This is a genomic window from Streptomyces sp. NPDC051452, from assembly GCF_044454765.1.
Lineage (GTDB): Bacteria > Actinomycetota > Actinomycetes > Streptomycetales > Streptomycetaceae > Streptomyces.
Map to the genome: position 1 here is coordinate 1 of NZ_JBITEB010000018.1, position 26,965 is coordinate 26,965.

The 26,965-nt window shown below is 70.7% G+C and carries 25 protein-coding genes; 12 read left to right on the forward strand and 13 right to left on the reverse strand.

The window, feature by feature from the left end:
• Positions 1 to 220 precede the first annotated feature (220 nt).
• From thpR to ACIBA9_RS31415, 3 genes are all read right to left on the reverse strand, one after another.
• Positions 221 to 793 (reverse strand): RNA 2',3'-cyclic phosphodiesterase, encoded by a 573-nt coding sequence (gene thpR, locus ACIBA9_RS31405; protein ID WP_399368348.1) that lies wholly within the window; start codon positions 791 to 793, stop codon positions 221 to 223.
• 97 nt (positions 794 to 890) lie between these two features.
• Positions 891 to 2,237 carry an MFS transporter gene (locus ACIBA9_RS31410; RefSeq protein ID WP_399368350.1) on the reverse strand — a complete coding sequence of 449 codons (1,347 nt, stop codon included), beginning with the start codon at positions 2,235 to 2,237 and terminating at the stop codon, positions 891 to 893.
• A 27-nt stretch (positions 2,238 to 2,264) separates the two neighbouring features.
• Positions 2,265 to 2,702, reverse strand: coding sequence for a MarR family transcriptional regulator (locus tag ACIBA9_RS31415; protein WP_362158657.1), 438 nt, complete (start codon positions 2,700 to 2,702; stop codon positions 2,265 to 2,267).
• Positions 2,703 to 2,867: 165 nt separating this feature from the next.
• On the opposite strand from ACIBA9_RS31415, the gene ACIBA9_RS31420 reads away from it, so the two are divergent.
• The gene (locus tag ACIBA9_RS31420) at positions 2,868 to 3,050 is read left to right on the forward strand and encodes a ribbon-helix-helix protein, CopG family (RefSeq protein ID WP_362158660.1); all 183 of its coding nucleotides are present in this window, start codon (positions 2,868 to 2,870) and stop codon (positions 3,048 to 3,050) included.
• Between the two features lie 49 nt (positions 3,051 to 3,099).
• Here ACIBA9_RS31420 and ACIBA9_RS31425 read toward each other — a convergent pair whose 3' ends face one another.
• Complete coding sequence (locus ACIBA9_RS31425; protein WP_399368353.1) at positions 3,100 to 4,551, reverse strand: NCS2 family permease; 1,452 nt, start codon at positions 4,549 to 4,551, stop codon at positions 3,100 to 3,102.
• A gap of 162 nt (positions 4,552 to 4,713) precedes the next feature.
• Here ACIBA9_RS31425 and ACIBA9_RS31430 point away from each other — a divergent pair, with 162 nt between their 5' ends.
• Together ACIBA9_RS31430 and ACIBA9_RS31435 are read left to right on the forward strand one after the other, a co-directional pair.
• Positions 4,714 to 4,980, forward strand: coding sequence for a DUF2530 domain-containing protein (locus ACIBA9_RS31430; RefSeq protein ID WP_362158664.1), 267 nt, complete (start codon positions 4,714 to 4,716; stop codon positions 4,978 to 4,980).
• A gap of 105 nt (positions 4,981 to 5,085) precedes the next feature.
• Complete coding sequence (locus tag ACIBA9_RS31435; RefSeq protein WP_399368355.1) at positions 5,086 to 7,482, forward strand: HAD-IC family P-type ATPase; 2,397 nt, start codon at positions 5,086 to 5,088, stop codon at positions 7,480 to 7,482.
• 96 nt (positions 7,483 to 7,578) lie between these two features.
• Here ACIBA9_RS31435 and ACIBA9_RS31440 read toward each other — a convergent pair whose 3' ends face one another.
• Both ACIBA9_RS31440 and ACIBA9_RS31445 read right to left on the reverse strand, forming a co-directional pair.
• Positions 7,579 to 8,412, reverse strand: coding sequence for a hypothetical protein (locus ACIBA9_RS31440; RefSeq protein WP_399368357.1), 834 nt, complete (start codon positions 8,410 to 8,412; stop codon positions 7,579 to 7,581).
• Positions 8,413 to 8,644: 232 nt separating this feature from the next.
• Positions 8,645 to 11,776 (reverse strand): sacsin N-terminal ATP-binding-like domain-containing protein, encoded by a 3,132-nt coding sequence (locus tag ACIBA9_RS31445; RefSeq protein WP_399368359.1) that lies wholly within the window; start codon positions 11,774 to 11,776, stop codon positions 8,645 to 8,647.
• A 153-nt stretch (positions 11,777 to 11,929) separates the two neighbouring features.
• On the opposite strand from ACIBA9_RS31445, the gene ACIBA9_RS31450 reads away from it, so the two are divergent.
• Positions 11,930 to 12,424 carry a hemerythrin domain-containing protein gene (locus ACIBA9_RS31450; RefSeq protein WP_399368361.1) on the forward strand — a complete coding sequence of 165 codons (495 nt, stop codon included), beginning with the start codon at positions 11,930 to 11,932 and terminating at the stop codon, positions 12,422 to 12,424.
• Positions 12,425 to 13,132: 708 nt separating this feature from the next.
• Here the strand turns inward: ACIBA9_RS31450 and ACIBA9_RS31455 are convergent.
• Both ACIBA9_RS31455 and ppk2 read right to left on the reverse strand, forming a co-directional pair.
• Positions 13,133 to 14,095 (reverse strand): YihY/virulence factor BrkB family protein, encoded by a 963-nt coding sequence (locus ACIBA9_RS31455; RefSeq protein ID WP_399368363.1) that lies wholly within the window; start codon positions 14,093 to 14,095, stop codon positions 13,133 to 13,135.
• 37 nt (positions 14,096 to 14,132) lie between these two features.
• A complete protein-coding gene (ppk2, locus tag ACIBA9_RS31460) occupies positions 14,133 to 15,128 on the reverse strand; it encodes a polyphosphate kinase 2 (RefSeq protein ID WP_399368365.1) in 996 nt (331 codons plus the stop codon).
• Between the two features lie 188 nt (positions 15,129 to 15,316).
• Here ppk2 and ACIBA9_RS31465 point away from each other — a divergent pair, with 188 nt between their 5' ends.
• Positions 15,317 to 16,945 (forward strand): alkaline phosphatase D family protein, encoded by a 1,629-nt coding sequence (locus ACIBA9_RS31465; protein WP_399368367.1) that lies wholly within the window; start codon positions 15,317 to 15,319, stop codon positions 16,943 to 16,945.
• A gap of 44 nt (positions 16,946 to 16,989) precedes the next feature.
• On the opposite strand, the gene ACIBA9_RS31470 is transcribed toward ACIBA9_RS31465, so the two are convergent.
• Positions 16,990 to 17,919 carry a DUF3027 domain-containing protein gene (locus tag ACIBA9_RS31470; protein ID WP_362158681.1) on the reverse strand — a complete coding sequence of 310 codons (930 nt, stop codon included), beginning with the start codon at positions 17,917 to 17,919 and terminating at the stop codon, positions 16,990 to 16,992.
• A gap of 368 nt (positions 17,920 to 18,287) precedes the next feature.
• On the opposite strand from ACIBA9_RS31470, the gene ACIBA9_RS31475 reads away from it, so the two are divergent.
• The 4 genes from ACIBA9_RS31475 (at position 18,288) to ACIBA9_RS31490 (ending at position 21,828) form a co-directional block, all read left to right on the forward strand.
• Entirely contained in the window at positions 18,288 to 19,688 is a 1,401-nt protein-coding gene (locus ACIBA9_RS31475) for an MFS transporter (RefSeq protein WP_399368370.1), read from the forward strand.
• Positions 19,689 to 19,793: 105 nt separating this feature from the next.
• Positions 19,794 to 20,258 (forward strand): DUF2771 domain-containing protein, encoded by a 465-nt coding sequence (locus ACIBA9_RS31480; RefSeq protein WP_362158686.1) that lies wholly within the window; start codon positions 19,794 to 19,796, stop codon positions 20,256 to 20,258.
• A complete protein-coding gene (locus tag ACIBA9_RS31485) occupies positions 20,231 to 20,971 on the forward strand; it encodes a futalosine hydrolase (protein ID WP_399368372.1) in 741 nt (246 codons plus the stop codon). The genes ACIBA9_RS31480 and ACIBA9_RS31485 overlap by 28 nt, the downstream gene beginning before the upstream one ends.
• A complete protein-coding gene (locus ACIBA9_RS31490; protein ID WP_399368374.1) occupies positions 20,968 to 21,828 on the forward strand; it encodes a 1,4-dihydroxy-6-naphthoate synthase in 861 nt (286 codons plus the stop codon). Before ACIBA9_RS31485 ends, ACIBA9_RS31490 begins: the two co-directional genes overlap by 4 nt.
• A 25-nt stretch (positions 21,829 to 21,853) precedes the next feature.
• Here the strand turns inward: ACIBA9_RS31490 and ACIBA9_RS31495 are convergent, their stop codons facing one another.
• Positions 21,854 to 22,237: a cold-shock protein gene (locus tag ACIBA9_RS31495; protein ID WP_362158694.1), complete on the reverse strand. Its 384-nt coding sequence runs from the start codon at positions 22,235 to 22,237 to the stop codon at positions 21,854 to 21,856.
• A gap of 471 nt (positions 22,238 to 22,708) precedes the next feature.
• On the opposite strand from ACIBA9_RS31495, the gene ACIBA9_RS31500 reads away from it, so the two are divergent.
• Positions 22,709 to 23,281: a recombinase family protein gene (locus ACIBA9_RS31500; RefSeq protein ID WP_399368376.1), complete on the forward strand. Its 573-nt coding sequence runs from the start codon at positions 22,709 to 22,711 to the stop codon at positions 23,279 to 23,281.
• 99 nt (positions 23,282 to 23,380) lie between these two features.
• Here ACIBA9_RS31500 and ACIBA9_RS31505 read toward each other — a convergent pair whose 3' ends face one another.
• The 3 genes from ACIBA9_RS31505 to ACIBA9_RS31515 all read right to left on the reverse strand — a co-directional run bounded on the left by ACIBA9_RS31505 (position 23,381) and on the right by ACIBA9_RS31515 (position 25,975).
• On the reverse strand, positions 23,381 to 23,656 hold the full coding sequence (locus ACIBA9_RS31505) for a hypothetical protein (RefSeq protein ID WP_399368378.1): 276 nt from the start codon (positions 23,654 to 23,656) through the stop codon (positions 23,381 to 23,383).
• Between the two features lie 842 nt (positions 23,657 to 24,498).
• Entirely contained in the window at positions 24,499 to 24,858 is a 360-nt protein-coding gene (locus tag ACIBA9_RS31510) for a hypothetical protein (RefSeq protein ID WP_399368380.1), read from the reverse strand.
• A 286-nt stretch (positions 24,859 to 25,144) separates the two neighbouring features.
• The gene (locus ACIBA9_RS31515) at positions 25,145 to 25,975 is read right to left on the reverse strand and encodes a hypothetical protein (RefSeq protein ID WP_399368382.1); all 831 of its coding nucleotides are present in this window, start codon (positions 25,973 to 25,975) and stop codon (positions 25,145 to 25,147) included.
• A 265-nt stretch (positions 25,976 to 26,240) separates the two neighbouring features.
• Between ACIBA9_RS31515 and ACIBA9_RS31520 the strand changes: the two genes are divergently transcribed.
• Together ACIBA9_RS31520 and ACIBA9_RS31525 are read left to right on the forward strand one after the other, a co-directional pair.
• Positions 26,241 to 26,618, forward strand: coding sequence for a hypothetical protein (locus ACIBA9_RS31520; protein ID WP_399368384.1), 378 nt, complete (start codon positions 26,241 to 26,243; stop codon positions 26,616 to 26,618).
• A complete protein-coding gene (locus ACIBA9_RS31525; RefSeq protein ID WP_399368386.1) occupies positions 26,611 to 26,814 on the forward strand; it encodes a hypothetical protein in 204 nt (67 codons plus the stop codon). Before ACIBA9_RS31520 ends, ACIBA9_RS31525 begins: the two co-directional genes overlap by 8 nt.
• The last annotated feature ends 151 nt before the right edge of the window (positions 26,815 to 26,965 follow it).

The following is a 26,965-nucleotide window of genomic DNA, read 5'->3' on the forward strand; positions in this document are numbered from 1 at the left end:
GGGGGGCTGCCGGCCGGGGGGCCGGGGGGGGGGGGGGCGGGGGGGGGGGGGGGGGGGGGCCCCCCCCCCCCCCCCCCCCCCCCCGCCGCCCTGTCCGTCCTACTTCCGGTCCTACTTCCCGTCCTACTTCATCGCCGATGCCAAGGCGACCATCACGAACATCAGCACCAGCACACCGGCCATGATCCGGTTTCGCGTCTTCGGGTCCACGCCGTCGAGCCTAACCGCCCGCGCCGAGCGGCCAGCGGCCGACCGCCTCGTAGCGGGGCTGCTCGCCGGGCACACCGGACGACGGCAGGTGGCTGCGCACCAGCGCCAGATCGGCCACGGTCCAGGGGGAACCGGTGAACTTCCCGAGCGCGTCGACGTACGGCCCCACGTCGGTCGCCTCCCGGCCGCGGGCCAGCGTCAGGTGGGCCTTGTAGCGCCGATGCTCGCCCATCGGCACCCCGGCCTTGCGCGCCGCCGCCTCCGCCCGGCCGGCCAGCAGCCGCAGCGACTCCAGGTCACCGGTGGCCCCGGCCCACAGGGCACGGCCATGGCCGAACTGGCCGCCACCGCGGAGGGCCAGCTCGAAGGGGGCGGTGCGGTGGGCCGCCCGGGACAGGCGGTCCGACAGGGCGGGTACGAGATCGTCGGCGACCTCGCCGTAGAAGGCGAGGGTGAAGTGCCAGCCGGGGCGGGCCGTCCAGCGCAGGCCGCCCGCACCCGGCAGTCGCCTCAGACTTCCTACCGCGACCGCGAGTTGGTCCATGACACCGTCCGGGGGCAGGACCGCGGCGAAGAGTCTCATCCCCTCACCTTCGCAGACCGGGGCGGCCATGACGGCACCCCCGTCCGGTAGGACCTCCCGTCCCGTGGAACCTCCTGGCCGGCACCCGCCGGCGCGGTCAGGCGGCCGTCGCCAGCTGTTCCCGGTCGCGGGGGACGAACCGGACGCGCGGGTGGCCCCGGTGCCAGCCCACCGCCAGGCGCAGGTCTCCGATGCGGGCGAGGACCAGGCCGATGGTGGCCGCGGCCACGGCGGAGACGACGCCGCCCATGGCGAAGCCGATCCGGGGGCCGTAGGTGTCGGTGATCCAGCCGACGACCGGCGCGCCGAGCGGCGTACCGCCCATGAACACCATCATGAACAGAGCCATCACCCGGCCGCGCATGGCGGGGTCGGTGGCCATCTGCACAGCCGTGTTCGCGGTGACGTTCACCGTGAGGCCGAAGATCCCGATCGGGACCATGAGCAGCGCGAACAGCCAGTACGACGGCGCCACCGCGGCCGCGGTCTCCAGGAGGCCGAAGGCCAGCGCGGCGGCGATCAGGATCCGCAGCCGGGCCGTGCCGCGCCGGGCGGCCAGCAGCGCGCCGACCAGTGAGCCGACCGCCATCAGGGTGTTGAGGAGGCTGTAGCCGCCGGCGCCGGCATGCCAGACGTCGTCCGCGTAGGCCGAGAGCCACACCGGGAAGTTGAAGCCGAAAGTACCGATGAAACCGACCAGGACGATCGGCCAGATCAGCTCCGGCCGCTTCGCGACGTAGTTCAGCCCCTCGCGCAGCTGGCCCTTGCCGCGGGGTGCCCGCCGGACCGCGCGCAGTTCGCGGGCGCGCATCAGGAGCAGGCCCGCGATGGGCGCGGCGAAGGACAGGCCGTTGGCGAGGAACGCCCAGCCGGTGCCCACACCGGTGATCATCAGACCGGCGACGGCGGGGCCGACGAGGCGGGCGGACTGGAAGTTCGCGGAGTTCAGGCTGACCGCGTTCTGCAGCTGCTCGGGGCCGACCATCTCGGAGACGAAGGACTGTCGGGCCGGGTTGTCGATGACGGTGGCGAGACCGACGGCGAAGGCGGCCAGGTAGACGTGCCACACCTGGACGTGACCGGAGAGGGTCAGAAAGGCGAGCGCGAGGCCGGTGAGGGCCATGGACGCCTGGGTGACCAGCAGCGTGGGCCGCTTGGGCAGGCGGTCCACGAGGACGCCGCCGTAGAGGCCGAACAGCAGCATCGGCAGGAACTGCAGGGCCGTCGTGATGCCGACGGCCGCGGAGGAGCCGGTGAGAGCGAGGACCAGCCAGTCCTGGGCGATGCGCTGCATCCAGGTGCCCGTGTTGGAGACGACCTGGCCCAGGAAGAAGAGGCGGTAGTTGCGGATCCTCAGCGAGCTGAACATCGAGGACTTGCGGGGAACTGCGGTAGTAGTGGCGGTCGGTGCGGGGGCGGAAGGTGTTCCGGATCCCGTACTCAAACGGATTCGCCTCCTCCGGTGGCTTGCTTACAGATGGGCGAGCTTCTCCAGCACGGGGGCGGCGGCGCGCAGCTTGGCCCACTCGCCCTCGTCCAGGTTCTCGACGAGGCCGGCGAGGAACGCGTTGCGCTTGCGACGGCTCTCCTCGAGCATGGCCTCGGCCTGCTCGGTCTGGGTGACGACCTTCTGGCGCCGGTCCTCTGGGTGCGGCTCCAGCCGGACCAGGCCCTTGGCCTCCAGCAGCGCGACGATGCGGGTCATCGACGGCGGCTGGACGTGCTCCTTGCGGGCCAGCTCACCGGGGGTGGCGGGGCCGCAGCGGAACAGGGTGCCGAGCACCGACATCTCGGTGGGGCTCAGCGACTCGTCGACTCGTTGATGCTTGAGCCGACGGGACAACCGCATCACGGCGGAGCGGAGTGCGTTCACGGCGGCAGCATCGTCGCCATGGGTAAGGTCCGGCATGTTCTTTAGCGTAACTCATTACTCTGACTAAAGACCACTCGACACGCGCGCGATGCCCAAGACTCCGGCCACGGAACCCCCTGATGGCCCACGTCTCACCCGAACGGGTGACTCGGGGGCGGAAAGCGACGCGGTGGGCGGTCGGGTGTGGCGACCCTCGTACCCATGGGGACCAGCGTGCTCAGCCTGCGGATGGACGGGGAGCTGCTCGACAGGCTCCGGCACCACGCGGCGAAAAGAGGAATGAGCGTGCAGGACTATGTGGTCCGCACGCTCATCCGGGACGACTTCGACGAACGGTTCCAGGCCGCCGTCGAGGAGACGGAGAAGTTCTACGGCGTCACGTGACGCCCGGCCACGAGGCCGCTCCCCGGCTCCCCGGCTCCGCTCCCACCGATCAGGTCAGACCCAGGGCGGGCATCAGGTAGTAGAAGGCGAAGACCGCCGAGACGACGTACATCGGGACCGGGATGTCCCGGGCCCGTCCGGCGGCCAGGCGCAGCACCGTGAAGGTGATGAAGCCCATGCCGATGCCGTTGGTGATCGAGTAGGTGAACGGCATCATCAGCATCGTCACGAAGGCCGGGATGGCGATGGTGTAGTCCGCCCAGTCGATCTCCTTGATCGAGTTCGACAGGATCAGGAAGCCCACCGCGATCAGCGCCGGGGTGGCCGCCTGGGAGGGGACCATGGTGGCGATCGGGGTGAGGAACAGCGCCACCGCGAAGAGGCCGCCGGTGACGACGTTCGCCAGGCCCGTGCGGGCGCCCTCGCCGACACCCGCCGTGGACTCCACGAACGCGGTGGTGGCCGAGGAGGAGCTGGCACCGCCGGCCGCGACCGCGAGGCCGTCGACGAACAGGACCTTGTTGATGCCCGGCATGTAGCCCTGGGCGTCGGTCAGCTTGGCCTCGTCGCTGATGCCCATGATCGTGCCCATCGCGTCGAAGAAGCACGACAGCAGGACGGTGAAGACGAACAGGATGCCGGTCAGCACGCCGACCTTGGAGAAACCGCCGAACAGGCTGACCTGGCCGACCAGACCGAAGTCGGGGGTGGCCACCGGGTTGCCCGGCCACTTCGGGACGGTGAGCCCCCAGGACGGGATCGTGGCGACCGCGTTGACGATCAGGGCGAGGACGGTCATGCCGACGATCGAGATCAGGATCGCGCCCGGCACCTTGCGGACGATCAGCGCGAAGGTGAGCAGCGCGCCCAGGATGAAGATCAGCACCGGCCAGCCGTTCAGGTGGCCGCCCACGCCGAGCTGGAGCGGGACGGTGGTCTGGGCGGCATCCGGCATCCGGGTGACGAACCCGGAGTCGACCAGGCCGATCAGCATGATGAACAGGCCGATACCGATCGAGATGGCCTTGCGCAGGCCGAACGGCACGGCGTTCATCACCCGCTCGCGCAGGCCGGTGGCGACCAGCAGCATCACCACGAAGCCGGCCAGCACGACCATGCCCATGGCGTCCGGCCAGCTCATCCGGGGGGCCAGCTGGAGTGCGACGACCGAGTTGACGCCGAGGCCGGCGGCGAGGGCGATCGGCACGTTGCCGATGACGCCCATGAGCAGCGTGCTGAACGCGGCCGTCAGCGCCGTGGCCGTCACCAGCTGGCCGTTGTCCAGGTGGTGCCCGTACATGTCCTTCGCGCTGCCGAGGATGATCGGGTTCAGCACGATGATGTACGCCATCGCGAAGAAGGTGGCGAGACCGCCACGGATCTCCCGGGCGAGGGAGCTGCCCCGCTCGGAGATCTTGAAGTAGCGGTCGAGGGGACCGAAGGACGGCGCACCGCCCGGCTTCTCGGGGGTGGGGGCCTTGGCAGTTGCCGAGGTGGACATGCGAAACCTCATCACCAACGGGGTACCCCCGAGCCTCGTTGGAGTTTCATACGAGCAGAAGTGGCCAGAGACAAACGGTTTCAGTATGAACGTATGAGTGAGAGATCGCTATCTCCGCGCGTAGAACGGGAGGTGTCGCGAGCGCCTCGTAAGCTGTCCCCCATGGCCAAGTGGACCCCCAAGCACGAGGCGCCCGAGCCCCTGGAGGGCCCCGTGGTCGCCACCATCACCGGCGGCACGATCGTGTGGTTCGTGCTCTTCCTCGTCCAGCTGCCCTTCTACGGCTGGTTCGCGGACCACGACCGCCTGTGGTGGCTGTGGACCTGCCTGGCCGGGGGCGGGCTGGGGTTGATCGGCGTCTGGTACGTGCGCAAGCGGGACGCGGCGATCAAGCGGGACGCCGGGTTGCGGTCGGCGGCGGCGAAGTAGCCGTACGACCGGCGCACGCCCCGGCTCCTCCCCAGGTCGGAAATCGACCCGGACTTCCGCACTCCCGGCAGGTGAAGCCGCGGACGCGCACGTACCGTCGAATGCATGAGCCATATCGACGCGGGTGCCGAAGTCGACCCCGTCCACCCGGTCGCGCCGCCCGCGAGCCGGCCGACGGGTCTGACCGGCGCCGAGGTGGCGCGTCGTCGCGCGCGCGGGCAGGTCAACGACGTGCCGGTGCGCAGCAGCCGGTCGCTGGGCGAGATCGTCCGCGCGAACGTCCTCACCCGGTTCAACGCGATCATCGGTGTGCTCTGGCTGGTCATGCTGTGCGTCGCGCCGATCCAGGACAGCCTCTTCGGCTTCGTGATCCTCGCCAACACGGGCATCGGCATCGTCCAGGAGTGGCGGGCCAAGCAGACCCTGGACTCGCTGGCGGTGATCGGGGAGTCCCGGCCGACGGTGCGCCGGGACGGGGTGGCGACCGAGGTGCCCACCAGCGAGATCGTCCTCGACGACCTGATCGAGATCGGCCCCGGGGACAAGATCGTCGTCGACGGGGTGTGCGCGGAGGCCGACGGGCTGGAGATCGACGAGTCGCTGCTCACCGGCGAGGCCGACCCCGTCGTCAAACGTCCCGGCGACGCGGTGATGTCCGGCAGCTTCGTGGTCGCGGGCGGCGGCGCCTTCACGACCACCAAGGTCGGCCGCGAGGCCTACGCCGCCCAGCTGGCCGAAGAGGCCTCCCGCTTCACCCTGGTCCACTCGGAGTTGCGCAGCGGTATCTCCACCATCCTCAAGTACGTCACCTGGATGATGGTCCCGGCCGCGATCGGCCTCGTCATCACCCAGCTCGTGGTGAAGAGCAACGGGCTGAAGGACGCCGTCGCCCGCACGGTCGGCGGGATCGTCCCGATGGTCCCGGAGGGGCTGGTGCTCCTCACCTCCGTCGCCTTCGCCATCGGGGTGATCCGGCTGGGCCGCAAGCGGTGCCTGGTGCAGGAGCTGCCCGCCATCGAGGGGCTGGCCCGCGTCGACACGGTCTGCCTGGACAAGACCGGCACGCTCACCGAGGGCGGCATGGACGTCACCGAGCTGCGCCCGCTGGACGGGGCCGACGAGACGTATGTGCGCCGGGTGCTCGGCGCCCTCGGCGAGTCCGATCCGCACCCCAACGCCTCCCTCCAGGCGATCATCGACGCCTTTCCCGACAGCGAGGACTGGCGCTGCGTGCAGTCGCTGCCCTTCTCCTCCGCCCGCAAGTACAGCGGGGCCGCGTTCAGCGAGGGTGACGGCGAGATCAGCACCTGGCTGCTGGGCGCCCCCGACGTGCTGCTCGGCGCCGACGATCCGGCCCTGGCCGAGACCGGGCGCCTGAACGAGCAGGGGCTGCGGGTCCTGCTGCTGGCCCGTACCCGCCACGACCTGGACGACCCCCGGCCGGCCAGGGGCGCCCAGCCCACCGCACTCGTCGTCCTGGAGCAGCGGCTGCGGCCCGACGCCGCCGACACCCTGCGCTACTTCGCGGACCAGGACGTCCGGGCGAAGGTGATCTCCGGGGACAACGCGGTGTCGGTCGGCGCGGTCGCCGCGAAGCTCGGCCTGGACGGCACGGCGGTGGACGCGCGGCGGCTGCCCGGCGGACAGACCGAGATGGCGCGGGCGCTGGAGACGGGGACGGTGTTCGGGCGGGTCACCCCCCAGCAGAAGCGGGACATGGTCGGCGCGCTCCAGTCGCACGGGCACACGGTCGCGATGACCGGGGACGGCGTGAACGACGTGCTCGCCCTCAAGGACGCCGACATCGGCGTGGCCATGGGCTCGGGTTCGGAGGCGACCCGCGCGGTGGCGCAGATCGTCCTGCTGGACAACAGCTTCGCGAGCCTGCCCTCGGTGGTGGCCGAGGGCCGCCGGGTGATCGGCAACATCACCCGGGTGGCGACCCTGTTCCTGGTGAAGACGGTCTACTCGGTGCTGCTGGCGGTGCTGGTGGTGTGCTGGGGGGTGGAGTACCCGTTCCTGCCCCGGCACCTGACCATGCTGTCCACCCTCACCATCGGCATCCCGGCGTTCTTCCTGGCGCTGGCCCCCAACAAGGAGCGGGCCAAGCCGCATTTCGTGCGCCGGGTGATGCGGTACTCGGTGCCCGGCGGGGTGGTGGCGGGAGTGGCGACCTTCGTGACGTATCTGATCGCCCGGCACCACTACACCGGGGCCGGCTCCCTGGGCGCGGAGACCAGCGCGGCCACCCTGACCCTGTTCCTGGTCTCCATGTGGGTCCTGGCGATCATCGCCCGCCCCTACACATGGTGGCGGGTGCTCCTGGTGGCGGCGATGGGCGCGGCGTTCGTGGTCGTCCTCGCCGTGCCGGCCCTGCAGAGCTTCTTCGCGCTCAAGCTGGTCGGCATGGCGATGCCGTGGACGGCGGTGGGGGTGGCGGTGGTGGCCTCGGCGTTGCTCGAGCTCGCCTGGAAGCGGCTGGACGCGCGGACCCCTGCCTGACGCGGAACCGCGACGGTCACGGAGGCAGGACGACCCGAGATTGACGAAGGGCCCCGGAGACAGCTCCCAGGGCCCTTCCGCGCGGTTTCCCGCCGCTTACTTCACGTCGACGTAGTCAGCCGTGGAGTTGACCGCCGGGGTGGTCGAGGTGCCGGCGAAGCTGAAACGCCAGTAGCCGTCGTACTGGGCGGTGGCGGTGGCCTTCAGGTTGCCGTACGACGAGTCGGAGGTGACCGTCTTGACCGTGCTGTACGTGCTCGTACCCGCCTTGGCGAACTGCAGCTTGACCGACTGGACGGTGTAGCCGTGGTACAGGCCGTCCTCCCAGTTGGCGCGGGACAGCTGGCCCGTGGTGGTGAGGGTCTTGCCCTTGACGACCGGCTCCGGGCCCGCGTTGGCGGTCAGCTTGGAGTAGCGCTGCAGCAGGGTGGTGGCCATGCCGCCGTGGTCGTTGAAGCCGACCTTGCTCATGTCGGGGTTCTCTTGGTCCTGGCCGTTGAAGGCGATGGCCTCGGCGCCGACCGACCAGCTTCCGGAGTCGGCGTTCTTCAGCTCGTGGTCGCCGGGGTGGATGTCGACGGTGCCGGTGCAGGTGGCGGTGGTCGACGTGACGACCTTGCAGGTGGCGTAGCCGTCGCCTTCGAGCGTCTTGCTCGGCGCGTCGAAGGAGCCGCGGTAGAGGTAGGCGTCGGTGTAGAAGTCGGACGCGGCGATGTCCACGCTCGAGCCGTGGGTCAGCGTGTAGGTGTAGGTGGTGCTGACCTTGTTGGTGGTGCCGACCTTGATCGCCGACGCGATCTTGAGGTTCGAGAAGCTCGCGTCCAACGTGTACGGCGTGCCGCTGGTCCCGGTGGCGTGCGCGGCCGGGACGGCGAGGACAGACAGAGCCAGGGCGCCGGAGACGGCGGCCACGGTGGCACGTATGCGCATGTGCGTTCCCTTGGAGGGAGAAGTGATCGGAGTCGGACGACTCACGCGATCAGATCCATGAGGGGTGCGCGGGGTTGTACGGCGAGAGCCGCGCCGAAACAGATTTGGATCACGCATTACCAAGCCATGGCAAAAGTGAGAGGCACCGTTCCGGCTCCGGGAGCAGCGAGGGGCTCCCGGAGCCGGAGGCGCCGGCGCTCTCAATGGGGCGTAGCGGCGGAATCCGTCGGCCTCAGTCGAACCACCGGTCCCGGGCCAGTTCCTCCGTGCGGGACGGGTCCTCCAGGAGGGCGGCCACCTCGAAACGGCGGGGCCACTGGCGCGCCGCCCAGGCCAGGCCCGCGGCGACCCCTTCCAGCGTGGCCGCGTGCAGCACCCCGTCGTCGGTGAGCCGCCAGTCGATCCCGACGCCGTCCACGAGCAGCTCCTCGTGCTCGAGGTACGTCCGCGGGGTACGCGGCCCGAGCAGCACCCGCACCGAGTCCGGTACGTCGTGCTCGGTGCCCTCGGAGTCCACCGCGCCGGTGACGGACTCGCTCAGCCGCCGCACCTGGAACAGCTCGGCCAGCTCGGCGGCGCGCGCCGGCCGGACCGGCAGCAGTGGCACGCCGGAGGTGAACGGCAGCAGATCGGGCGAGTCGACGACCACCGCGTCGGCGGCGTCCACGACCTCCACCCGCCCGTCGACGACGGCACGCAGCTCGTCCGGCAGGGTCACCCGGTCCGGGTCCAGCTCCGCCAAGGCGCTGTACAGCCCGTGCAGTTGGGCCGAGGTGACCGGACGCTCCGGATCGGCGAGCCGGTCCAGCAGCTCGGCGGCGCCGCCCGGCTCGTCCAGCAGGGCGGCGACGGAGGTGCGCACCCCGAGCGCCCGCAGCACCTGTTCGTCCTCGAACCCGGTGGCGTCGGCCTCGTCGTACAGGCCGCGCAGCAGCCGGTCGCCACCGGCCGCGAGCAGCCCGGCCGGGCGCCGGCCGTCCAGCACGGGGTGCCCGCGCAGCCACCACGCCGTGTACGGCCGTACCACCTCGTGCGTGCCGTCGGGCAGCAGGATCCGCACCGGCTGGGTCAGCGCGTCGCGCAGCGGAGGCCGCGCGAGGAGCGCGAGGGCCTCGGGCCAGTGCTCGTCGTCGACGAGGTCGAGGTCGCGGACGGCGACGAGTTCGGTGGCGACCGGGGGCACCGGGCTGTCCGGGAAGCGGTCGAGGATGTCCTCGCACCACACGTCCACGGCGTCCAGCAGTCCCGCGTCGTCCGGCTCCGCGAAGTCGCCTTCCCGCGGCTCCAGTTCGTCCGGATCGAGGACGACGTCGGTGGCGCGCACGAGTGCGAAGCCGGCGAGCACCCCGCAGGCGGTCAGCGGCTGCTCGCCCCACTTCTCGGCCAGGTCGGCGTCCACGAAGGCGAGTTCGTCCGGGCGGATCACGCGCGCGAAGTCGCTGCCGGGCAGCACGAGTTCGCCCGCGGGGGCGGGTTCGCCGTCCTCGTCGGGCAGCGCGAGGGCGCCCAGCCACGGCTCGTCACCTGGTTCCAGCCCCGCGTCCCGCACCAGCGCGAGCACGGTGTCGGCCAGTTCCTCGGCGTCCGGTGCCTCCTCCTCCCAGCCGATGCCGCCGTCGTCGTCCAGGGAGGCGGCCACGGCGGCCCGCACCTGGGGGGTGGTCAGTACCGCGCGCGGGGTCGCGGGCAGCGCGCCCAGCTTCTCCAGCAGCGGGTGCGCGGCGTCCTCGTGGGCGACCTTCAGTCCGAGCCGGCCGAGGACGTCCGGGTCGAGCGGGGCGGCGTCCGGGGTGGGCAGCAGAACCTGCCGGGGCCCGATGGTGGTCCTGCCGTCCGCGAGGGGCACCGGCAGCCCGGACAGCCGGTCGGGGTCGATCCCGGCGAGGCTGTCGTAGAGCCGCCACCACCAGTCGGGGTCCTTCTCCAGGCCGGCCAGCCGGTCGACGGCGTCGGCGAGCGGCAACCGGGCGACGCCCAGGGTGCGCAGCTCCACGCGCCGCTCCAGACCGGCCGGCAGCAGGGTGGGCAGCACCTCGGCGAGCACCCGTACGGTGTCCGCCCCGGCGCCCTCCACCACCTCCGCGTCCCGGGGCCGCAGCGTCTGCGGCAGATCGTCCTCGGCCTGGGGCGCGACGGCGGGCGGCAGGAACGAGGTGCGCGGCAGCAGTTCCAGGACCGCCTGCCGCAGGGCGCCGTCCAGCTCGCCCTTGCCGAGCGGGCCGGGCACGAGGTCGATGACCCCGTCCGTCACCGGCCGCCAGGCGGCGAGCAGTTCGACGTAGGTGTCGGCCGCACGCCGCACCAGGAAGTCGGTGAGCGGTCCGGGGGCCGTGTGCCGGCGGGTGGGGTCGAGCGGGAAGGAGCCGATGAGCAGGGCGGGCACGCCGAGGGGCTCGTCGCTGGGGGTGGGCGCGTGCACGACGGGGGTGGTCCGGGGCCGCACCGGGCGGCCGGCCTCGTCCTCCGGTACGGCCCAGGTCACCGACCAGTGCGGGCGCAGGCGCTCCTCCACCGGCCGGTCGGCGAGCAGGCCGGGTTCCAGCGGCCCGTGGGCGGAGGCGGTGCGCCACCGGGTGGTGCCGTCCCGGGAGTCCTCCACGACGGTGACGGCACCCTCGGTACGGCGGCGCAGCACGCGCGGTGCCGCGTCACCGGCCTCCACGACGACCTCCTCCAGCCCGGGAAGGGCGAGGAGCAGGGCGTCGTCGACGGCGTCGAGCAGCCGCTCGGTCAGGTCGACGGCGGCCGCGTCGCGCAGCGGGAGGATGACGGCGGTGTCGTACGGGTCGGGTGCGGTGCCCTCGGCCGGGAGCGGCAGCCGGAGCAGGGGCACATGGCCCTCGCGGCGCCGGATCTCGTCGCCGAGGCCGGGGCTGTGCCGGGCGGTCTCGGCGGCCAGCTCCCGCGCTTCGGCGAGGGACCAGCGGATCCCGCCGTGGCGGCCGACGATCGCGGGTTCGTCCGTGACGGCGAGTACGGCGGCGAATCCGACGCCGAACCGGCCGACGGCGCCCTGGGTGCTCTGGCCGTCCCGTTTGGCGGAGGCCCGCAGCGTGGACAGCGATTCGACGCCGGCCGCGTCCAGCGGGGCACCGGTGTTGGCGGCGACCAGCACGCCGTCGCGGAGGGTGAGCCGCAGCCGGCCCGGTGCCTTCGCCCGGGCGGCGGCGTCGGCGGCGTTCTGGGCCAGCTCGACCACGAGCCGGTCCCGGTAGCCGCCGAGGACCAGTTCCTCCTCGGCGTTGGCGTCCTCGCGGAAGCGGGCGGGACTGGTCGCCCAGGCGTCGAGGACACCGCGCCGCAGACGGGCGGTGCCGAAGGGATCGGCGCCCTCTGCCGCCGGCCGCACGTACTTGCTGCTCACGTTCACTCTCCTCGTCTCCGTGGGGACGAAGGTACAGCGCGGGCGGGCGGTAGGCCGAAGGGTGTGGTGAGCGTGGAGCCGCGGCCATCGGTGGGGCTGATGGGGGTAGACGGTAGTGGCCTGATCTCTTCGTACGAAAGGGGCGCTGTCCCAATGGCCCGGACACAGGACGTCGTCGAGCTGATCCTCCAGGACCACCGGAGCATGGAGGACCTCTTCCACCGGATGCGCAGCGTCGAGGCCGACCGGGCCGGCGCGCTGAAGGAGTTCGCGCAGCTTCTGGTCGCGCACGCGGAAGCGGAGGAGGCCGAGGTCTATCCCGCCCTCAAGCGGTACCGGGACATCGATGACGAGGAGGTCGAGCACGGCGAGCACGAGCACGACGAGGGCAACGAGGCACTCCTGGCCCTCATGGAGGTGGAGGAGGTCGGCTCCGAGGAGTGGGACGAGAAGCTGGAGGAACTGGTGCAGGCCATCAACCACCACACCGACGAGGAGGAACGCACCATCCTCAACGGCGCCCGCGAGAACGTGGCGATGCGGCGGCGCGAGGAGCTGGGCGCGGCATTCCTCGAGGAGCGCGCCCGCCAGCTGAAGGCCGACTGCGGCTCCCTCGACAACGTACGCCGCCTCGTCGCCAAATCCTGACCCAACGCCCACCACCCGGCGGCCACCGATTGCGAACCCCCCGGGGCCACGAGCCCCGGGGCCATGCCCAACCCGCGGACCGGGGCAACGGCCCCCAGAGGCCGAGGCCCGGCCCCCAGATCGGGCCCACACGACACGTCCGGAGCGGCCCGCACAGCGAACGTCGAGATCCCCGGCCCGCACGGCAGCCGCCGAGGCCAAAGCCCGGTCACGGACCGGGGAACGGGCCCCAGAGCCAAGGCCCGGACACGGGCCCGGCACCGAGTGACGAGGACAGCCCCGGCCCTTGATCGGGCCCGCACGGCATGTCCGGAGCGGCCCGCACAGCCAACGCCGAGACCCCGACCCGCGCGGCAGCCGCCGAGGCCAAGACCCCGTCACGGACCGGGGAACGGGCCCCAGAGCCAAGGCCCGGACACGAGCCGGGCGACGCACGCCGAGAACACCCGCCCGGCCCCCGATCGGACCCACACGGCGTGTCCGAAGCGGCCCGCACCGCCAACGCCATGACGCCCAGCCCGCACGGCAGCCGCCGAGGCCAAGGCCCCGTCACGGCCGGGGCAACGGGCCCCGGCGCCAAGGTTGGCCCGCAGGTCGGGTGGTGAATGCCGGGGATACGGGCCGTTTTGGATCGGGGTCACACGGCTCAGCTTGAAGGGGCCCGCACACTGTGGGTGCGCGGGCGCCGGTCCGTGGCGGTCGTCGGAGTCACGGGCCCGGGCCTGGGTCGGGGTGTATGGCCTGGTGGAGGCCGGCGCGTGCCGCTTCCAGTTGGGCGGCGAACGCTATGCCCAGGAACAGGGCGACGCCTGTGAGGTTGGCCCACAGCAGCAGGGCCACGAAGGCGGTGAGGGGGCCGTAGACGGCGCCGAAGGAGCCGCTGCGGGAGACGTACAGCGTCAGCAGCCAGGTCGCGGTGACCCACAGCACCAGATGGACGGCGGAGCCGAAGGCCAGCCAGGTGTAGCCGGGCTGGTCCCGGCGCGGGGACCAGCGGAAGACGACGGCGGAGGCCACCCAGGCGAGGGCCGTGCCCACGGGTATCTCCAGGGCGCCCCACCAGGCCGGCGGCCCGGACCGGCCCAGCGCCTCGGTGGTCGCGGCGCCGACCGCCCCGCCCGCGACCAGGACGAGGAAGCCCAGGACCATCGGAACACCGGCGGCGAAGGCGAGGAGCACGGCCCTGCCGTACTTGCGCGGGAAGGGCCGGTCCCGTTCGACACCGTAGATACGGTTGGCGCCCCGCTCGACCTGGCCCATCGCGGAGGCCAGGTTGAGGACGGAGAAGGCCAGCCCCAGGCAGAGCGCGACCTTGCCCCACGCGTCGGAGCCGGCGGTGCGGCGGGTGCCGCGCAGCGCGTCCTGGATGATGTCCGAGCCGGCGCCCGGCGCGATCCTGCCCAGGGTCAGTTCGATGACGCGCCCCACGCTCTCCGTGTGCACGGCCGTGGCGAGGCCGACCAGCGCGATGGTGAACGGCACCATGCCGAGCACGATCTGGAAGCCGAGGGCGCGCGCGTTGGTGAAGCCGTCGGCGTAGCGGAACCGGGAGAAGGCGTCGAGCAGCAGCCGAGTCCCGCCGTAGCGGCGCAGCGCGGTGAACGCCTCGTCCCCGGAGAGTTCCTCCCCGATCATGTCCCGCGTCTGCGGGACCCGCACCACCGTGCCCATGGTCCGTCCTCCCCCTCGTCCATACGTCCGCCGGCCGTCACCGCGGGTCCGGATGGGTGCCGGGCCCGTCGCCCGGTCCGGCCAGCGGTGTCGGCGACAGGGCGGTGGGTTCCTCGCCCGGCTCCAGCAGGGTGTCCGCCGCGCCGACGATCAGCGGATCGGGGGTGCCGACCGCCGTGCGGTCCTTGGCCGGGTAGTCGAAGCGGTCGAGAAGGCTGCGCATCGCCTCCAGGCGGCCGCGCCGCTTGTCGTTGTTCTTCACGACCGTCCAGGGCGCGTACGGCGTGTCGGTCGCCCGGAACATGTCGACCTTGGCCGCGGTGTAGTCGTCCCAGCGGTCCAGGGAGGCGAGGTCGGTCGGGGAGAGCTTCCAGTGACGCACCGGGTCGACCTGGCGGATCGCGAACCGGGTGCGCTGTTCGGCCCGGGACACCGAGAACCAGAACTTCACCAGCAGGATGCCGTCCTCGGTGAGCATCCGCTCGAACAGCGGGGCCTGCCCGAGGAACTGCCGGTACTCGGCCTCCGTGCAGAAACCCATGACCCGTTCGACGCCGGCCCGGTTGTACCAGGAGCGGTCGAAGAAGACGATCTCGCCGCGGGCCGGGAGATGGGTCACGTACCGCTGGAAGTACCACTGCCCGGCCTCGCGTTCGGTCGGCTTCTCCAGCGCCACCACGCGGGCCCCGCGCGGGTTGAGCCGCTCGGTGAACCTCTTGATGGTGCCGCCCTTGCCGGCCGCGTCCCGCCCCTCGCAGACGACGACGATCCGCTGCCCGGTCTCCTTCGTCCAGCGCTGGAGCTTGAGCAGCTCGATCTGGAGGATCCGCTTGGTCCGTTCGTATTCGCGCCGGCCGATCGTGCGGTCGTAGGGGTGGTTCTCCCGCCAGGTCTCGATCGGCCGGCCCCCGGAGTCCAGGAGTATCGGCCGCTCGGGCTGCCGGTCGTCTATCTCCAGCCCCCGCAGGAGGCCGTTCTCCCCCGCCGTACCGTCGGCCCCCCGGTCCCGTGTCGCCTGCTCTTGCTCGGTCACGACCGCGCCTCTTCCACCTCGCCGCTCGCCGGGGCCGCTCCGCCGGACCCCACCACGTTCCCTCCCCGCGTGCCCGCCCCGGACCGACCCAGTCACGGGACCGGCGGAGCCGGCGGCCGCCGCGGCGGGGCCCTGTACGGTCTCTACGGTCGTTCCCTCCCGTACGTGCGAGACAGGAAGGCGATCACGTGGCCGAACTGCGCCTGGGACCACTGCTGAGGTACACCGACGGCTCGTGCGCGACCGTCTGGGTCGAGACCAGCCGGCCGTGCACGGCCGAGGTGCGCTGCTCGGACGGCGCCGGTGGCACCGCCCCCACCTTCCAGGTGGCCGGGCACCACTACGCGCTCGTCACGGTGAGCGGGCTCGAACCGGGCGGCTCGCCGTCGTACGAGGTGTTCCTGGACGACACCCCGGTGTGGCCGCTGCCCGACTCCCGCTTCCCGCCGTCCGTCATCCGGGCGCCCGTGGCCGGCGGCGCCGTCCGCGTCACCTTCGGCTCCTGCCGCTGGGCCGCGCCACCGGCCGACGGCAAGGACCCGGTCGGCGCCGACGCCCTGGACACGCTCGCCGCCCGGCTGGCGGCCGACCCGGACTCCGTCCGCCCGGACGTCCTGCTGCTCTTGGGCGACCAGGTGTACGCGGACGAGACCTCCGAGGAGACGCGGCGCTGGCTGGCCGGGCGCCGCGATCTCGACCGGGCGCCCGGGGCCCAGGTCACCGACTACGAGGAGTACTGCCGGCTCTACCACGAGTCGTGGCTCGACCCCGAGATCCGCTGGCTGCTGTCCACCGTGCCCAGCTTCATGATCTTCGACGACCACGACGTCGTGGACGACTGGAACACCTCCGCCGCCTGGCTCGCCGACATGCGCGCCACCGACTGGTGGCAGGAGCGGCTGCTGAGCGGGCTGATGTCGTACTGGGTCCATCAGCACCTGGGCAACCTCTCCCCCGCCGAGCTGGCCGAAGACCCGACCTGGGCCGCCGTCCACGCCACCCCGGACGGCACCGGCGCGCTGCGCGCCCTGGCCGAGCGGGCCGACGCCGACTCCGCCTCGGTCCGCTTCAGCTACCGGCGCGACTTCGGCCGGGTCCGGGTGGTGATGGTGGACTCCCGGGCGGCCAGGGTGTTGGCCGAGGACCGGCGCGCCATGCTCGACGCGGGCGAGGCCGAGTGGCTGCGCGAACAGGTGCTGTCCGACGTGGGCTCCTACGACCACCTGCTGCTCGGCACCTCCCTGCCCTGGCTGCTGCCGCACCTGGTGCACGACACGGAAACCTGGGACGCGGCCCTGTGCGCCGGGGAGCGGGGCGCCCGCTGGGCACGCTTCGGCGAGTATCTGCGCCGCCGGGCCGATCTGGAGCACTGGGCGGCCTTCCCCCGCTCCTTCGCCGACCTCGCCGCGCTGACGGCCGAGGCCGGGTCGGCGCCGGGAGGTCCCGCGAGCGTGTGCGTGCTGTCGGGGGACGTGCACCACGGTTACCTCGCCCGGGCGTCCTGGCCCTCCGGCGGTCCGGACATACCCGTGCTCCAGCTGACCTGCTCGCCCGTCCACAACTCGGTGCCGCTGTCGATGCGGATCGGCTTCCGCTTCGGCTGGAGCGGGGTGGCCCGCGTGCTCGGGCGGCTCCTCACCCGCCACGGCCGCTGCGACCGCCCACCGGTGTCCTGGCGCAGACAGGGCGGCCCCTGGTTCGGCAACCAGCTCATGACCCTGACCCTGCGCGGCCGCGCGGCCCACCTACGCCTGGAACGGACGGCCCCGGACGCCACCCTGCGCGTCGTCCACGAATCGAACCTGACGCGGGGGTAGTTCGGCGCCGGGCGGCGCGCTCCGGTGTCCCGGGTGGTCCAGGGTCAGGAGTGGCCCAGTTCCGCCGTCGTCTCGTCGTCCCCGGTCTCCGGGACGGAGCCCGAGTCGCGGGCGGGGCGGAGCGGGAAGGGGTCGACCCGGGTCTCGTCGACGACCGGCTCGGCCGGCTGGGGCGGCTTGGGCATGACCGCCGCCTCCGAGTGGGCGCCGCAGCCGTAGGACAGGGAGACCACGCGGCCGTCCGCCGGGGAGAACTCGTTGGCGCAGATACCGAAGGCCTGGCCGAGGGAGCCGCCGATCGGGGTGAGGAAGCCGCAGGTGGCACAGGTGGCCGGGGCCGCCTGGGCCATCGGGGTCTTGGCGCCGAAGGAGTCCTCCCAGCGGTCCGCCGCGACGTGCAGGCCGTAGCGGGACAGCACCCGGGCGCGGCGCATGCCCAGTTCCTCCGCCACCGACGCGATCGAACCCCGCGACGGGAGGACCGGCTGGGCGGCGGGGGCGCCGGGAGTGACCTCGGCGTCCTCCGCCTCCGCCAGCTCGGCCAGCGGTCCGGACACCGGCGAGTCCGGCGACGGCTCGTCCTCGCCGGTGTAGCCCGGCTCCAGGCGCAGGTCGTCCTGGTCGGTGGGGAGCAGGTCGCCGGGGCCGAGATCGCCGGGGCGCAGGCGCTCGCTCCACGGCACCCACTCGGGGGCGAGGAGGGCGTCGGGGCCGGGGAGGAGGACCACCTCGTCGAGCGTGACGATCTTGGCGCGCGAGGCGCGGGCCACCGTCACCGCCCAGCGCCACCCCCGGTAGCCCAGTTCCTTGCACTCGAAGAAGTGCGTGACGACACGATCACCCTCCGACACCAGGCCGGCATGCTCGCCGACCACGCCGGGAGCGGCGGTCTCCTCGGCGGCGGCGCGGGCGAGATCGACCGCCTCGGCGCACAGGCGGTCAGGGGTGCGGCTTCGCGTGGTCGCTGCGCTCACAGGTATCGCTTCTCTCCTACGCCGTCTCATCGAGTGCGGCTGCCTCCGGCGGGTTGGCGGACGGAGCGGACCTGGGGACCGCATCGACGTCTGCTTCCGCGCGCTCGGGCGCACCTCTGCCACCCATTCTGCGTTATGGCTGAGATACGCACGCTACACCGAACGAGATTCGTTACCGCTACGCGGCAGGTCTTCCGCTGCCGACATCCGCCACACCCGACCGCGAGGAGCGGGGGATCCGGCCGCCCGGCGGGCCGGGAACAAGCCGGGAACAGGCCGGGGAACAGGCCGGGAACGAGCCGGTCCGTCCGCCCGGTTCGCCGCCACACGCGTCGTAAGGGCACTATGAGCCGCCTTCTCGGGGCACTATGAACGTCGTGGCAGCCGCGGACAAGGCGAGTGGTCGTGACGGCGGTGCGGGTCGCGTGGCCGACACCGTCCGCTCCGTCGGGCGTGCCCTGCACTTTCCGGTCACCGGTACCGCGCGGGGCATCCGCCGGGTCACGCACGCCCATGGCGCGGGCGAGTCGGGACTGGGCAAGCTGATCGAACTGCACGCGGTGAACGGCGCCGGCGACGTGATGATCACCGTGGCCCTGGCGTCCACGGTGTTCTTCTCGGTGCCGACCGACGAGGCGCGCGGACGGGTCGCCCTCTACCTCGCCATCACCATGGCCCCCTTCACCGTCCTCGCCCCCGTCATCGGTCCCCTGCTGGACCGGCTGCCGCACGGCCGGCGAGCCGCCATGGCCGCGGCGATGCTGGCCCGGGCGCTGCTCGCGCTGATCATCTCGGGGGCGGTGGCGAGCGGCAGCCTGGAGCTGTACCCGGCCGCGCTCGGCGTGCTGGTGGCGTCCAAGGCCTACGGCGTGGTGCGCAGTGCCGTCGTCCCACGGCTGCTGCCACCGCGTTTCTCGCTGGTCAAGGCGAACTCCCGGGTGACCCTGGCGGGCCTGCTGGCCACCGGCGCCGCCGCGCCGATCGCGGCGGGACTGCACTCCCTCGGCGACCCCTGGCCGCTCTACGGCGCCTTCGTGATCTTCGTGGCGGGTACGGTCCTGTCGTTCTCCCTGCCGCCGGAGGTGGACTCGGCGGGGGACGAGGACGTGGCGCTGCTCGCGGCCGACGCGGAGCATCTGCACGGTCCGGACCGCCTGCGGGCCAAGCGGCCGGGCCTGCGCACCGTGGGGCCAGCCGTCACCCACGCGCTCGGCGCCAACGCGGCCCTGCGCTGTCTGTCCGGCTTCCTGATCTTCTTCCTCGCCTTCCTGCTGCGCGAGCATCCGCTGACCGGGGAGAGCGCGGCGGTCTCGCTCGGCATAGTGGGGGTCGCGGCCGGCGTGGGCAACGCGCTGGGCACCGCCGTGGGGGCGTGGCTGAGGTCACGCGCGCCGGAGGTCATCATCGTGACGGTCGTCGCGGTGGTCCTCGGGGCGGCGATCGTGGCCGCCGTGTTCTTCGGCGCCTTCCTGGTGGCCTGTCTCGCCGCGGTCGCCGGGTTCGCGCAGGCGCTCGCCAAACTGGCGCTGGACGCGCTGATCCAGCGGGACGTGCCGGAACTGGTGCGCACCTCCGCTTTCGCCCGCTCCGAGACGCTGCTGCAGATGGCGTGGGTGTTCGGCGGCGCGGTCGGGATCGTGATGCCGCTCGACGGCTCCGTCGGCCTGATGGTCGGCGCCCTGTTCGTGGCCGTCGGCTGGCTGGCCACCCTGAAGGGGCTGCTCGCCTCGGCCCGGCACGGCGGCCGCTCCCCGGCCCGGGTGGCGTAACGAACCGGACACTCCGGGCTCCCCACCGGCGCACCTGGCGTAACGAACCGGGCACGCCGCACCCCACGTGGGCGGAGGGCTAGGGGCGCCCGATAGCCTTCGCCCATGACCAAGCTGCAATCCGCTGTGCGACGCCGCCGCGCCGTCGCCGCCGCCGGCGCCGTTTCCGCCGGACTGCTCGTCCTGTCGGCCTGCGACAAGCCGACGCCCGTCGCGACGATCACCGTCGGCCGAAGCTCGGTCAACTCCGAGGCTCTGTGCTACAACGACGGCAACAAGCTGGACGCCAAGTCGCTGACGAGCTGCGCCAAGAAGGCCGGCGACATCAAGTCGATCAAGGTCGACACGGACGACACGGTCCGCTTCGGTGTCGACCCGAAGATCGCGGACAACGGCTGGACGATCCTGGTGAACGGCCGTCAGTTCACCGACACCAGCAAGAAGACGTACCGCACCATCCCCGGCAGCGCGTTCTTCAACGCCCAGTACGGCACCCAGGGCAACACCAACAACGTGTCCATCCAGATGGGCGAGAAGGGCCTGTGGTCCTTCAAGCTGAAGAAGGCCTGATCACGCGTTACCGACGGATCCTCGTAGCCACCGCGGTACCCGCCGAACGGGACGCGGTGGCACAGGCGTTCGGCGGGTCGGCCGAGGACGTGCGGCTGCCGGGCGCCCTGCTGCGCCGCACCGCCGGGCGCTGCGATCTGCTCGCCGCCGGAGTCGGTCCGGCCCTCGCCGCCGCCTCCACCGCCACCGCCCTGACCGCCGCCGCGCTGGCCGGCACGCCGTACGGCCTGGTCGTCTCGACCGGGATCGGCGGCGGCTTCCCGCCCGAGGCACCCCTCGGCTCGCTCGTGGTCGCCGACGCGATCACCGTCGCCGACCTGGGCGCCGACACCGCGGACGGTTTCCTCCCGGTCACCGAACTGGGATTCGGCACCATCACCCACCGGCCCCCGGAACCACTCGTACGGGTCGTGGCCGAGGCCACCGGGGCCCGCACCGGCACCGTCCTGACCGTCTCCACCGTCACCGGCACCGCCGCCCGTGCCGCCGAGCTGCGCGCCCGGCACCCCCGGGCGCTCGCCGAGGGCATGGAGGGGTTCGGGGTGGCGGAGGCGGCCGCCGCGCACGGCGTGCCCGCACTGGAGATCCGCGCGGTCTCCAACCCGGTCGGCCCGCGCGACCGCGCCGCCTGGCGCGTCGGCGACGCCCTCGCCGCCCTCACCGAGGCCTTCGGGAAATTCAACGCCGCTCTGGAGAGTTGGACATCGGTATGACGACCAGTGAGCAGCGGTCCCTGCGGATCGCGTACTCGCCCTGCCCGAACGACACCTTCGTCTTCGACGCCCTCGCCCACGGCCGCGTCCCCGGCGCGCCCGCGCTGGACGTGACCTTCGCGGACATCGACATCACCAACGGCATGGCCGAGCGCGGTGAGTTCGACGCGCTGAAGGTGTCGTACGCCGTCCTGCCGTACGTCCTCGACGAGTACGCGCTGCTGCCGTGCGGCGGTGCGCTGGGGCGGGGCTGCGGACCGCTGGTGCTGACGCGGGAGCCGGGCGCCGACCTCACGGGGCGTACGGTCGCGGTGCCGAGCGAGAAGTCCACCGCGTATCTGCTGTTCCGGCTGTGGGCGGCGGACACCCTGTCGGACGGCGGGGTCGGCGAGGTCGTCGTCATGCCGTTCCACGAGATCATGCCGGCCGTGCGCGACGGCAAGGTGGACGCCGGGCTGGTCATCCACGAGGCCCGCTTCACCTACCGCGAGTACGGCCTGCACAAGCTCGCCGACATGGGTGAGCACTGGGAGCTGACCACCGGGCTGCCGATCCCGCTGGGCGCGATCATCGCCAAGCGCTCGCTGGGCCCCGAGGCGCTGGGCGGGCTCGCCGAGTCGGTGCGCGCCTCCGTGCGGGCCGCCTGGGACGACCCGGAGGCCTCCCGGCCGTACGTCATGGCGCACGCGCAGGAGATGGACCCGGCCGTCGCCGACCAGCACATCGGGCTGTACGTCAACGAGTTCACCGCCGACCTCGGCGAGGACGGCTACGCGGCGATCCGCGGGCTGCTCACGCGCGCGGCGGCCGAGGGGCTCGTCCCGCCCCTCGGCCCGAAAGCGCTCGCCTTCCCGTGATCCCGGCCGTCCGCTGTGCCGCGGCTCAGACGTCCAGTTGGTCGGCGACCGCGCGGAGCAGGCCGGCGATCTTCTTGCCGGACGTCTTCTCGGGGTAGCGGCCCTTTTCGAGCATCGGCGTGATGTTCTCCAGGAGGGTCGTCAGATCCTGCACGATCGAGGCCAGCTCGTCCGGCTTCTTGCGCTGGGCGGCGGCGACCGACGGCGTCGGGTCGAGGACGATCACCGAGAGCGCCTGGTCACCGCGCTGGCCGGCGACGACACCGAACTCCACACGCTGTCCCGGCTTGAGTACGTCGACTCCGGCGGGGAGAACCGAGGAATGGACGAAGACGTCACCGCCGTCGTCGCGGGAGAGAAAGCCGAAGCCCTTCTCACTGTTGAACCACTTGACCTTGCCAGTCGGCAAAGCACACACTCCCTCTATCCCTGCCGGACCGGCCGGACGCCTGTTGAACTGCCGTTGGTACAGCCTACTGGGGCTCTCCCCACCTGAGCACAGACAGAAACAGCCGAGAGTGCCGATAGCGCCACCGGGGCCCCTAGTGGACTCTGGCGGGTTATCAGTACCGAGCTACCCAGCCTTGACAGGTGCCACCGCCGGACGGTATGCGCCACATCGCCCACCTGACGGGATGACAGAAGCTTCCCGGTGCGCTCCCCGTCGGCAAGGTGGAGGGGGAGCCCCGGTTTCAGGGGGTCTCATAACTAAGAATCTGAGACCCGTCTCACGACCCTCCACAGGCAGGTTCTCTATGTCCGAATTTGCCGACGTTTGGAAGGGAGTTGCCGGATCTCCTCCCCGAGCCTGTCCCAGAGTGACTTATGAGACTGGTATCCTAAGTCGTGTTGGGACAGCTTGAGACTGAGGAGCGAGACAGTGACCACCTACGAATACGGCTACGCCCGAGTCAGCACGACGGCACAGGACTTGCAGCGTCAGTTGGACTGGCTTGCCTCTCAGGGCGTGCCGACGGAGCGCACCTACGCCGACAAGAGGACGGGCACGGACTTTGAGCGTGAGGGCCTGGCCTCTGTGCTGGCGCAGCTCCGCTCTGGAGACGTTCTGTACGTCGCTTCCCTGGACAGGCTTGGACGCACCATGCACAAGGTGCTGGCTCTCATTGCCGAGCTGCGAGAGAAGGGAGTTCACCTGGTCATTGGCGGAACGATGACCATTGACACTCGCGTAGGTGGTCCGGCTACCGATATGGCTCTCTTGATGCTCGGTACGTTCTCTGAGATGGAACTGATCTTCCAGAGGGAGCGCCGTGCCTCTGCCCGTGCCTCTCGTGAGTCCAGCGGGAAGAGCTGGGGGCGTCCCAGGGAGATTGACCGTGCTGCCGTGCTGGCAGACCTCAACGACGGCATGAGCGTCATGAAGGTGGCAGCTAAGTACGGGATTGGTCGGGCGACCGTCTTCCGCATCAAGGGGGAAGCCAAGAGTAATTGATGAAAAACCGATCCGAAAACCTCCGCCTTGTCCTGGTGGAGGTTTTCTTCATTCTCCGGCGGAATCCGTTTGGTGAAACCGGGAAAGTCCGGTTCCGACTTAGTGGTCAGCGAAGGTCAGAGATCCGCTGTTGTAGGCCGATGACGACGGCCAGGACGTACGCCGCTGCGCCCCGGACTGCCCGAACGCGTGCGGCCGGAATGCCGTGCTGCGCGTCTCCTGCTCGCCGTCCTCCCCGTCGTTCTCCTCCGGCTCGGTGATGCCAGACTTTTCCTTGAAGTTGTCCACGATGTTCTGGATACCGTCAACCATGCTCTCCCCGCCGAATTGGGCGTGACTCAGGCCGCCGGTGTTCGCAATTCCTGCAATGCTCATTGGGCGATCCTCTCTCCTGTCCCCTTTCAGGCTACTGCCTCCGGTCCTACATTCGGTAGCTGCTCGCGCGACTAGACCCCCAAGCCTGAGCCATTCGCCTTTAAGGGTACCCCCCTCGAATTCATAGCCAATTCACGCTATTACCGGGAATTGGAATTCAGGCCACTTACCGGAAATTGGTGCTGCACCCCTGCGAGCCACCCCCGGTTTCACCATGGTTGGCGCGCTGCTGTAGTTGCTAAAGGGCCGTTGCATGCGTGGGAAGTCCTGGAGTAGTTGCTAGATGGGGGAACATCACAACTAGTCGAGGCAGGGGCCGGGGGCCGACGTAACAACTAGCGGCCGGAGAATTGAGAGAAAATGCCGACGGATTGAGACTCCGTGAGTTGATACGCAGTACCGGGGAGAGTGTGTCTCTCGTGTGTGTTGCAGGGGGAGTCTTAGGCAGTGGGGAGCGCTCCCTCCGGCCCCGATTGGGCGGCGGGGCGCAGCGTGGCTCTGCGGCCTCTGTCGTAGGGCTGTAGGGCGTAGCCGTGGGGAGGCTTCCCTCCGGCCCCGCATTCGGCCGCCTGCTGCTCCGTGACACTGCCTCTTCCGTACGCGCGTGAGGGGGGTTGTAAGCCACAGGGAGAGGGATTGCGCCGGGGGTGCTCCCTCCGACCCGGAGACGGCCGTCTGTGGCTTCCTGGAGGGGATTCCAGGCCACTGCCTCTCAGGGTCGCGCGCGAGGGGGGTTATAGCTCACAGGGGAAAAGGAAACTCCCCCCGGCCCGACTAAAACCGAGGGGAGCGATCCAGCGTGAACAACCCAAACAAACACCGAATGGAAGGTGCGTCCCTACTTACGCAGCATACAGGTAAACGCTGCGCGCCCCCATAGTCTTTTCCTCGCCCCGAGCCACCATTATGTGACCGGACTGGATAAGCGCATCCACTGTTTCCCGGAAGTCATTCCGAGTGGCCGACGGGAAGGCGACGAGAAAGTCACGCTGTACCTGGTCGTAGTCGGCGCGCACGTAGCCGTCGGTGTACTTCCGAATCATGGCGATGGCGGCCGGGCCGACGTTGTGCACGAGGTCGGACCGGTGCTGCTGCGCCTGCTCGGCTGCGGCGGCCTGGGCGGCCTGCTCGGCTGCGGCGGCGTGCTCGGCCTGGCGGCTGTTGTACGTGGCGAGGTTCTGGGGGGTCCAGAAATTGCTCATTGGTAAGCCCTTCGGAGAGTTTTCCTGGTCTCTTCTTCCAACGTAGGGGAAGCACGAGGAACGTTGGTAAATCTGCGGGTTTGTACTAACTCCACGGGGGCCGGTAGTTGCTAGTCGGCTCGGCCCCATGAACCTTCAGGTCACACCCCTGCGGGAAGGATCGGACGGCAAACGCACACCCCTGCGGACGGCAAACGCACACAAGTAATACCGGGAACCATCTAGTAATGCCGGGAAGTTACTAATGCCGGGAACCCATGGCGCGCAGCGCCATAAGGGGAAGGGATCAGACTCCGGCTCCCACTGGAACCGGGGAGGTGTTCTTTCCGGCCCCATGCTTTCCGCTCAGGTGCTCCGGCACGGTGTAGACCTTCGTCCCGGCAGCAGTCTTCCGGCCGGTGTCTTCCAGGAAGCCAGCCTTTACGAGGCGGCCGGTACTGCGGACAACGGTTTCCCGTCGAACTCCCACGAGGCTGCCTACGGTCCCGTTCGCTGCGTAGATGTCGCCGTGGCCGAGGCCGAAGAAATAGCGCATGGCCGTCCACACGAGGACGTCAGTGTCTCCGGCCTTGTTGCCAGCAACGCTCAGGACTTCCACGGGAAGGTGTACGTACGGCGTAGCGTCGGTGCCGGTCCTGGCCATCTGCTGATCACGGAGCGCCCGCGCCCTCTTGTCCGTGAGGGTTTCTCCCTTGGCGCGGCGGCTCGTCACGTTGTCCATGTACTGGAGGAACTTCTCAGAACCGGGGATGTCCTCTCCGGCGTGAAACTCCCCGGCGGCCTCATGCTCCGCTATCTCGTCCCAGTCGCTCAGGCGAAACCATGGCATCCAGAGGCGATAGGTGCCCTTCTGGAGGCCGTTCTCATCCTTGGCGACCCATCCGGACATGCTGAGCGCGTTAAGGGCTTCCAGGGCCCTACGGGGGTGGTTCTTCCAGACTTCCGCGAGATCCTTCGTCGTCATGGTGACGTAATCACGCTTCCCGGCGTAGCGCTCCAACTGCACCCACTGCCGGAAGAGCGTCGGAGTGACGGAAGGCTCCCAGTCGTCGGCTGCACCCTTCGGCCGGAAGATCATGGCCTGGGGGACCATGCTGTAACCCGTGGCGTCGTTCATGGTTGAATACACGTGAGACCTTTCCTGGCTCATTGGCTCGGTCCCTTCGTGGTGGGGGGGACCGGGCCGCTTTCTTTCTCCAGGAAGTGTCCCTAGATCCGGCGGGCCCTTTGTAATTCCGGGATTTGATACCAACTTCCCGACAGTAAGTATCAACTCATGTAATGGCCCAATTGAGCTGCGCCCCTTACGGGTTATAAACGGCGGCTCCCGTCCTGGCAGCCTGGCAAAGACAGGAGAGGTCAGTTAGTACAGAGGGGTTTCCGTGAGTATCAACTACGCGGACGAATTCGCAGCGATCGTTGCCGGGTTCTACACCACCACGGCCGAGGAGCCGGATCGGGTATGGGAGTGCGAGCGCCACGAGTGGGTTTGCCTGGTCGGCGATGAGTGCCCGTGGTGCGCGGAGAACGCGCTGGCCTACGAGGAGCAGCAGGCGCAGCAGTACGCCGAATGGCAGGCCGAGGAGTTCGAGCGGGAGCGGGAGCGCCGGGCGATAGAGCCGGAGGTCCGGGCGCTCCGTAACCGGTACGTCCGGGAGGCCGAGGAGCGCGGGGAAGTCCTCACGCAGTACCGGAAGAAGAAGATTCGGGAGCAGGCTGTCCGGGAGATCCGCGAGAAGTACGGGATGCGCCATGTCTAGGCACGTGGAAGTCGTCCCCGTGGTCGACGTCGACCGGCCCGGCTGCTCCGAGGTCGGCTGCTCCCGTCCCTCGAAGTGGCGCGGCCTGTGCCGGAGTCACTATGAGCAGCAGCGCCGGGCAGCCGTCCGGGCGCAGCGCGCGGCCGAGCTGGCGGCGCTCGCGGAGTGGGCCGACACCGAGCCGCAGCCCTGCTGAGTGCCCCTGAGAGCCTGTGGGCCCGCAAGGCTGCGCAGGAGTGCTACAGAGGGCTCTACGGGCCATCCCTGGGGGTGTGGCCGACTCAAGTGGGGAGTGCACCACCGTAGGTTCAACGACGGACGCGGTAACTACCTGAACGGCAAGACGG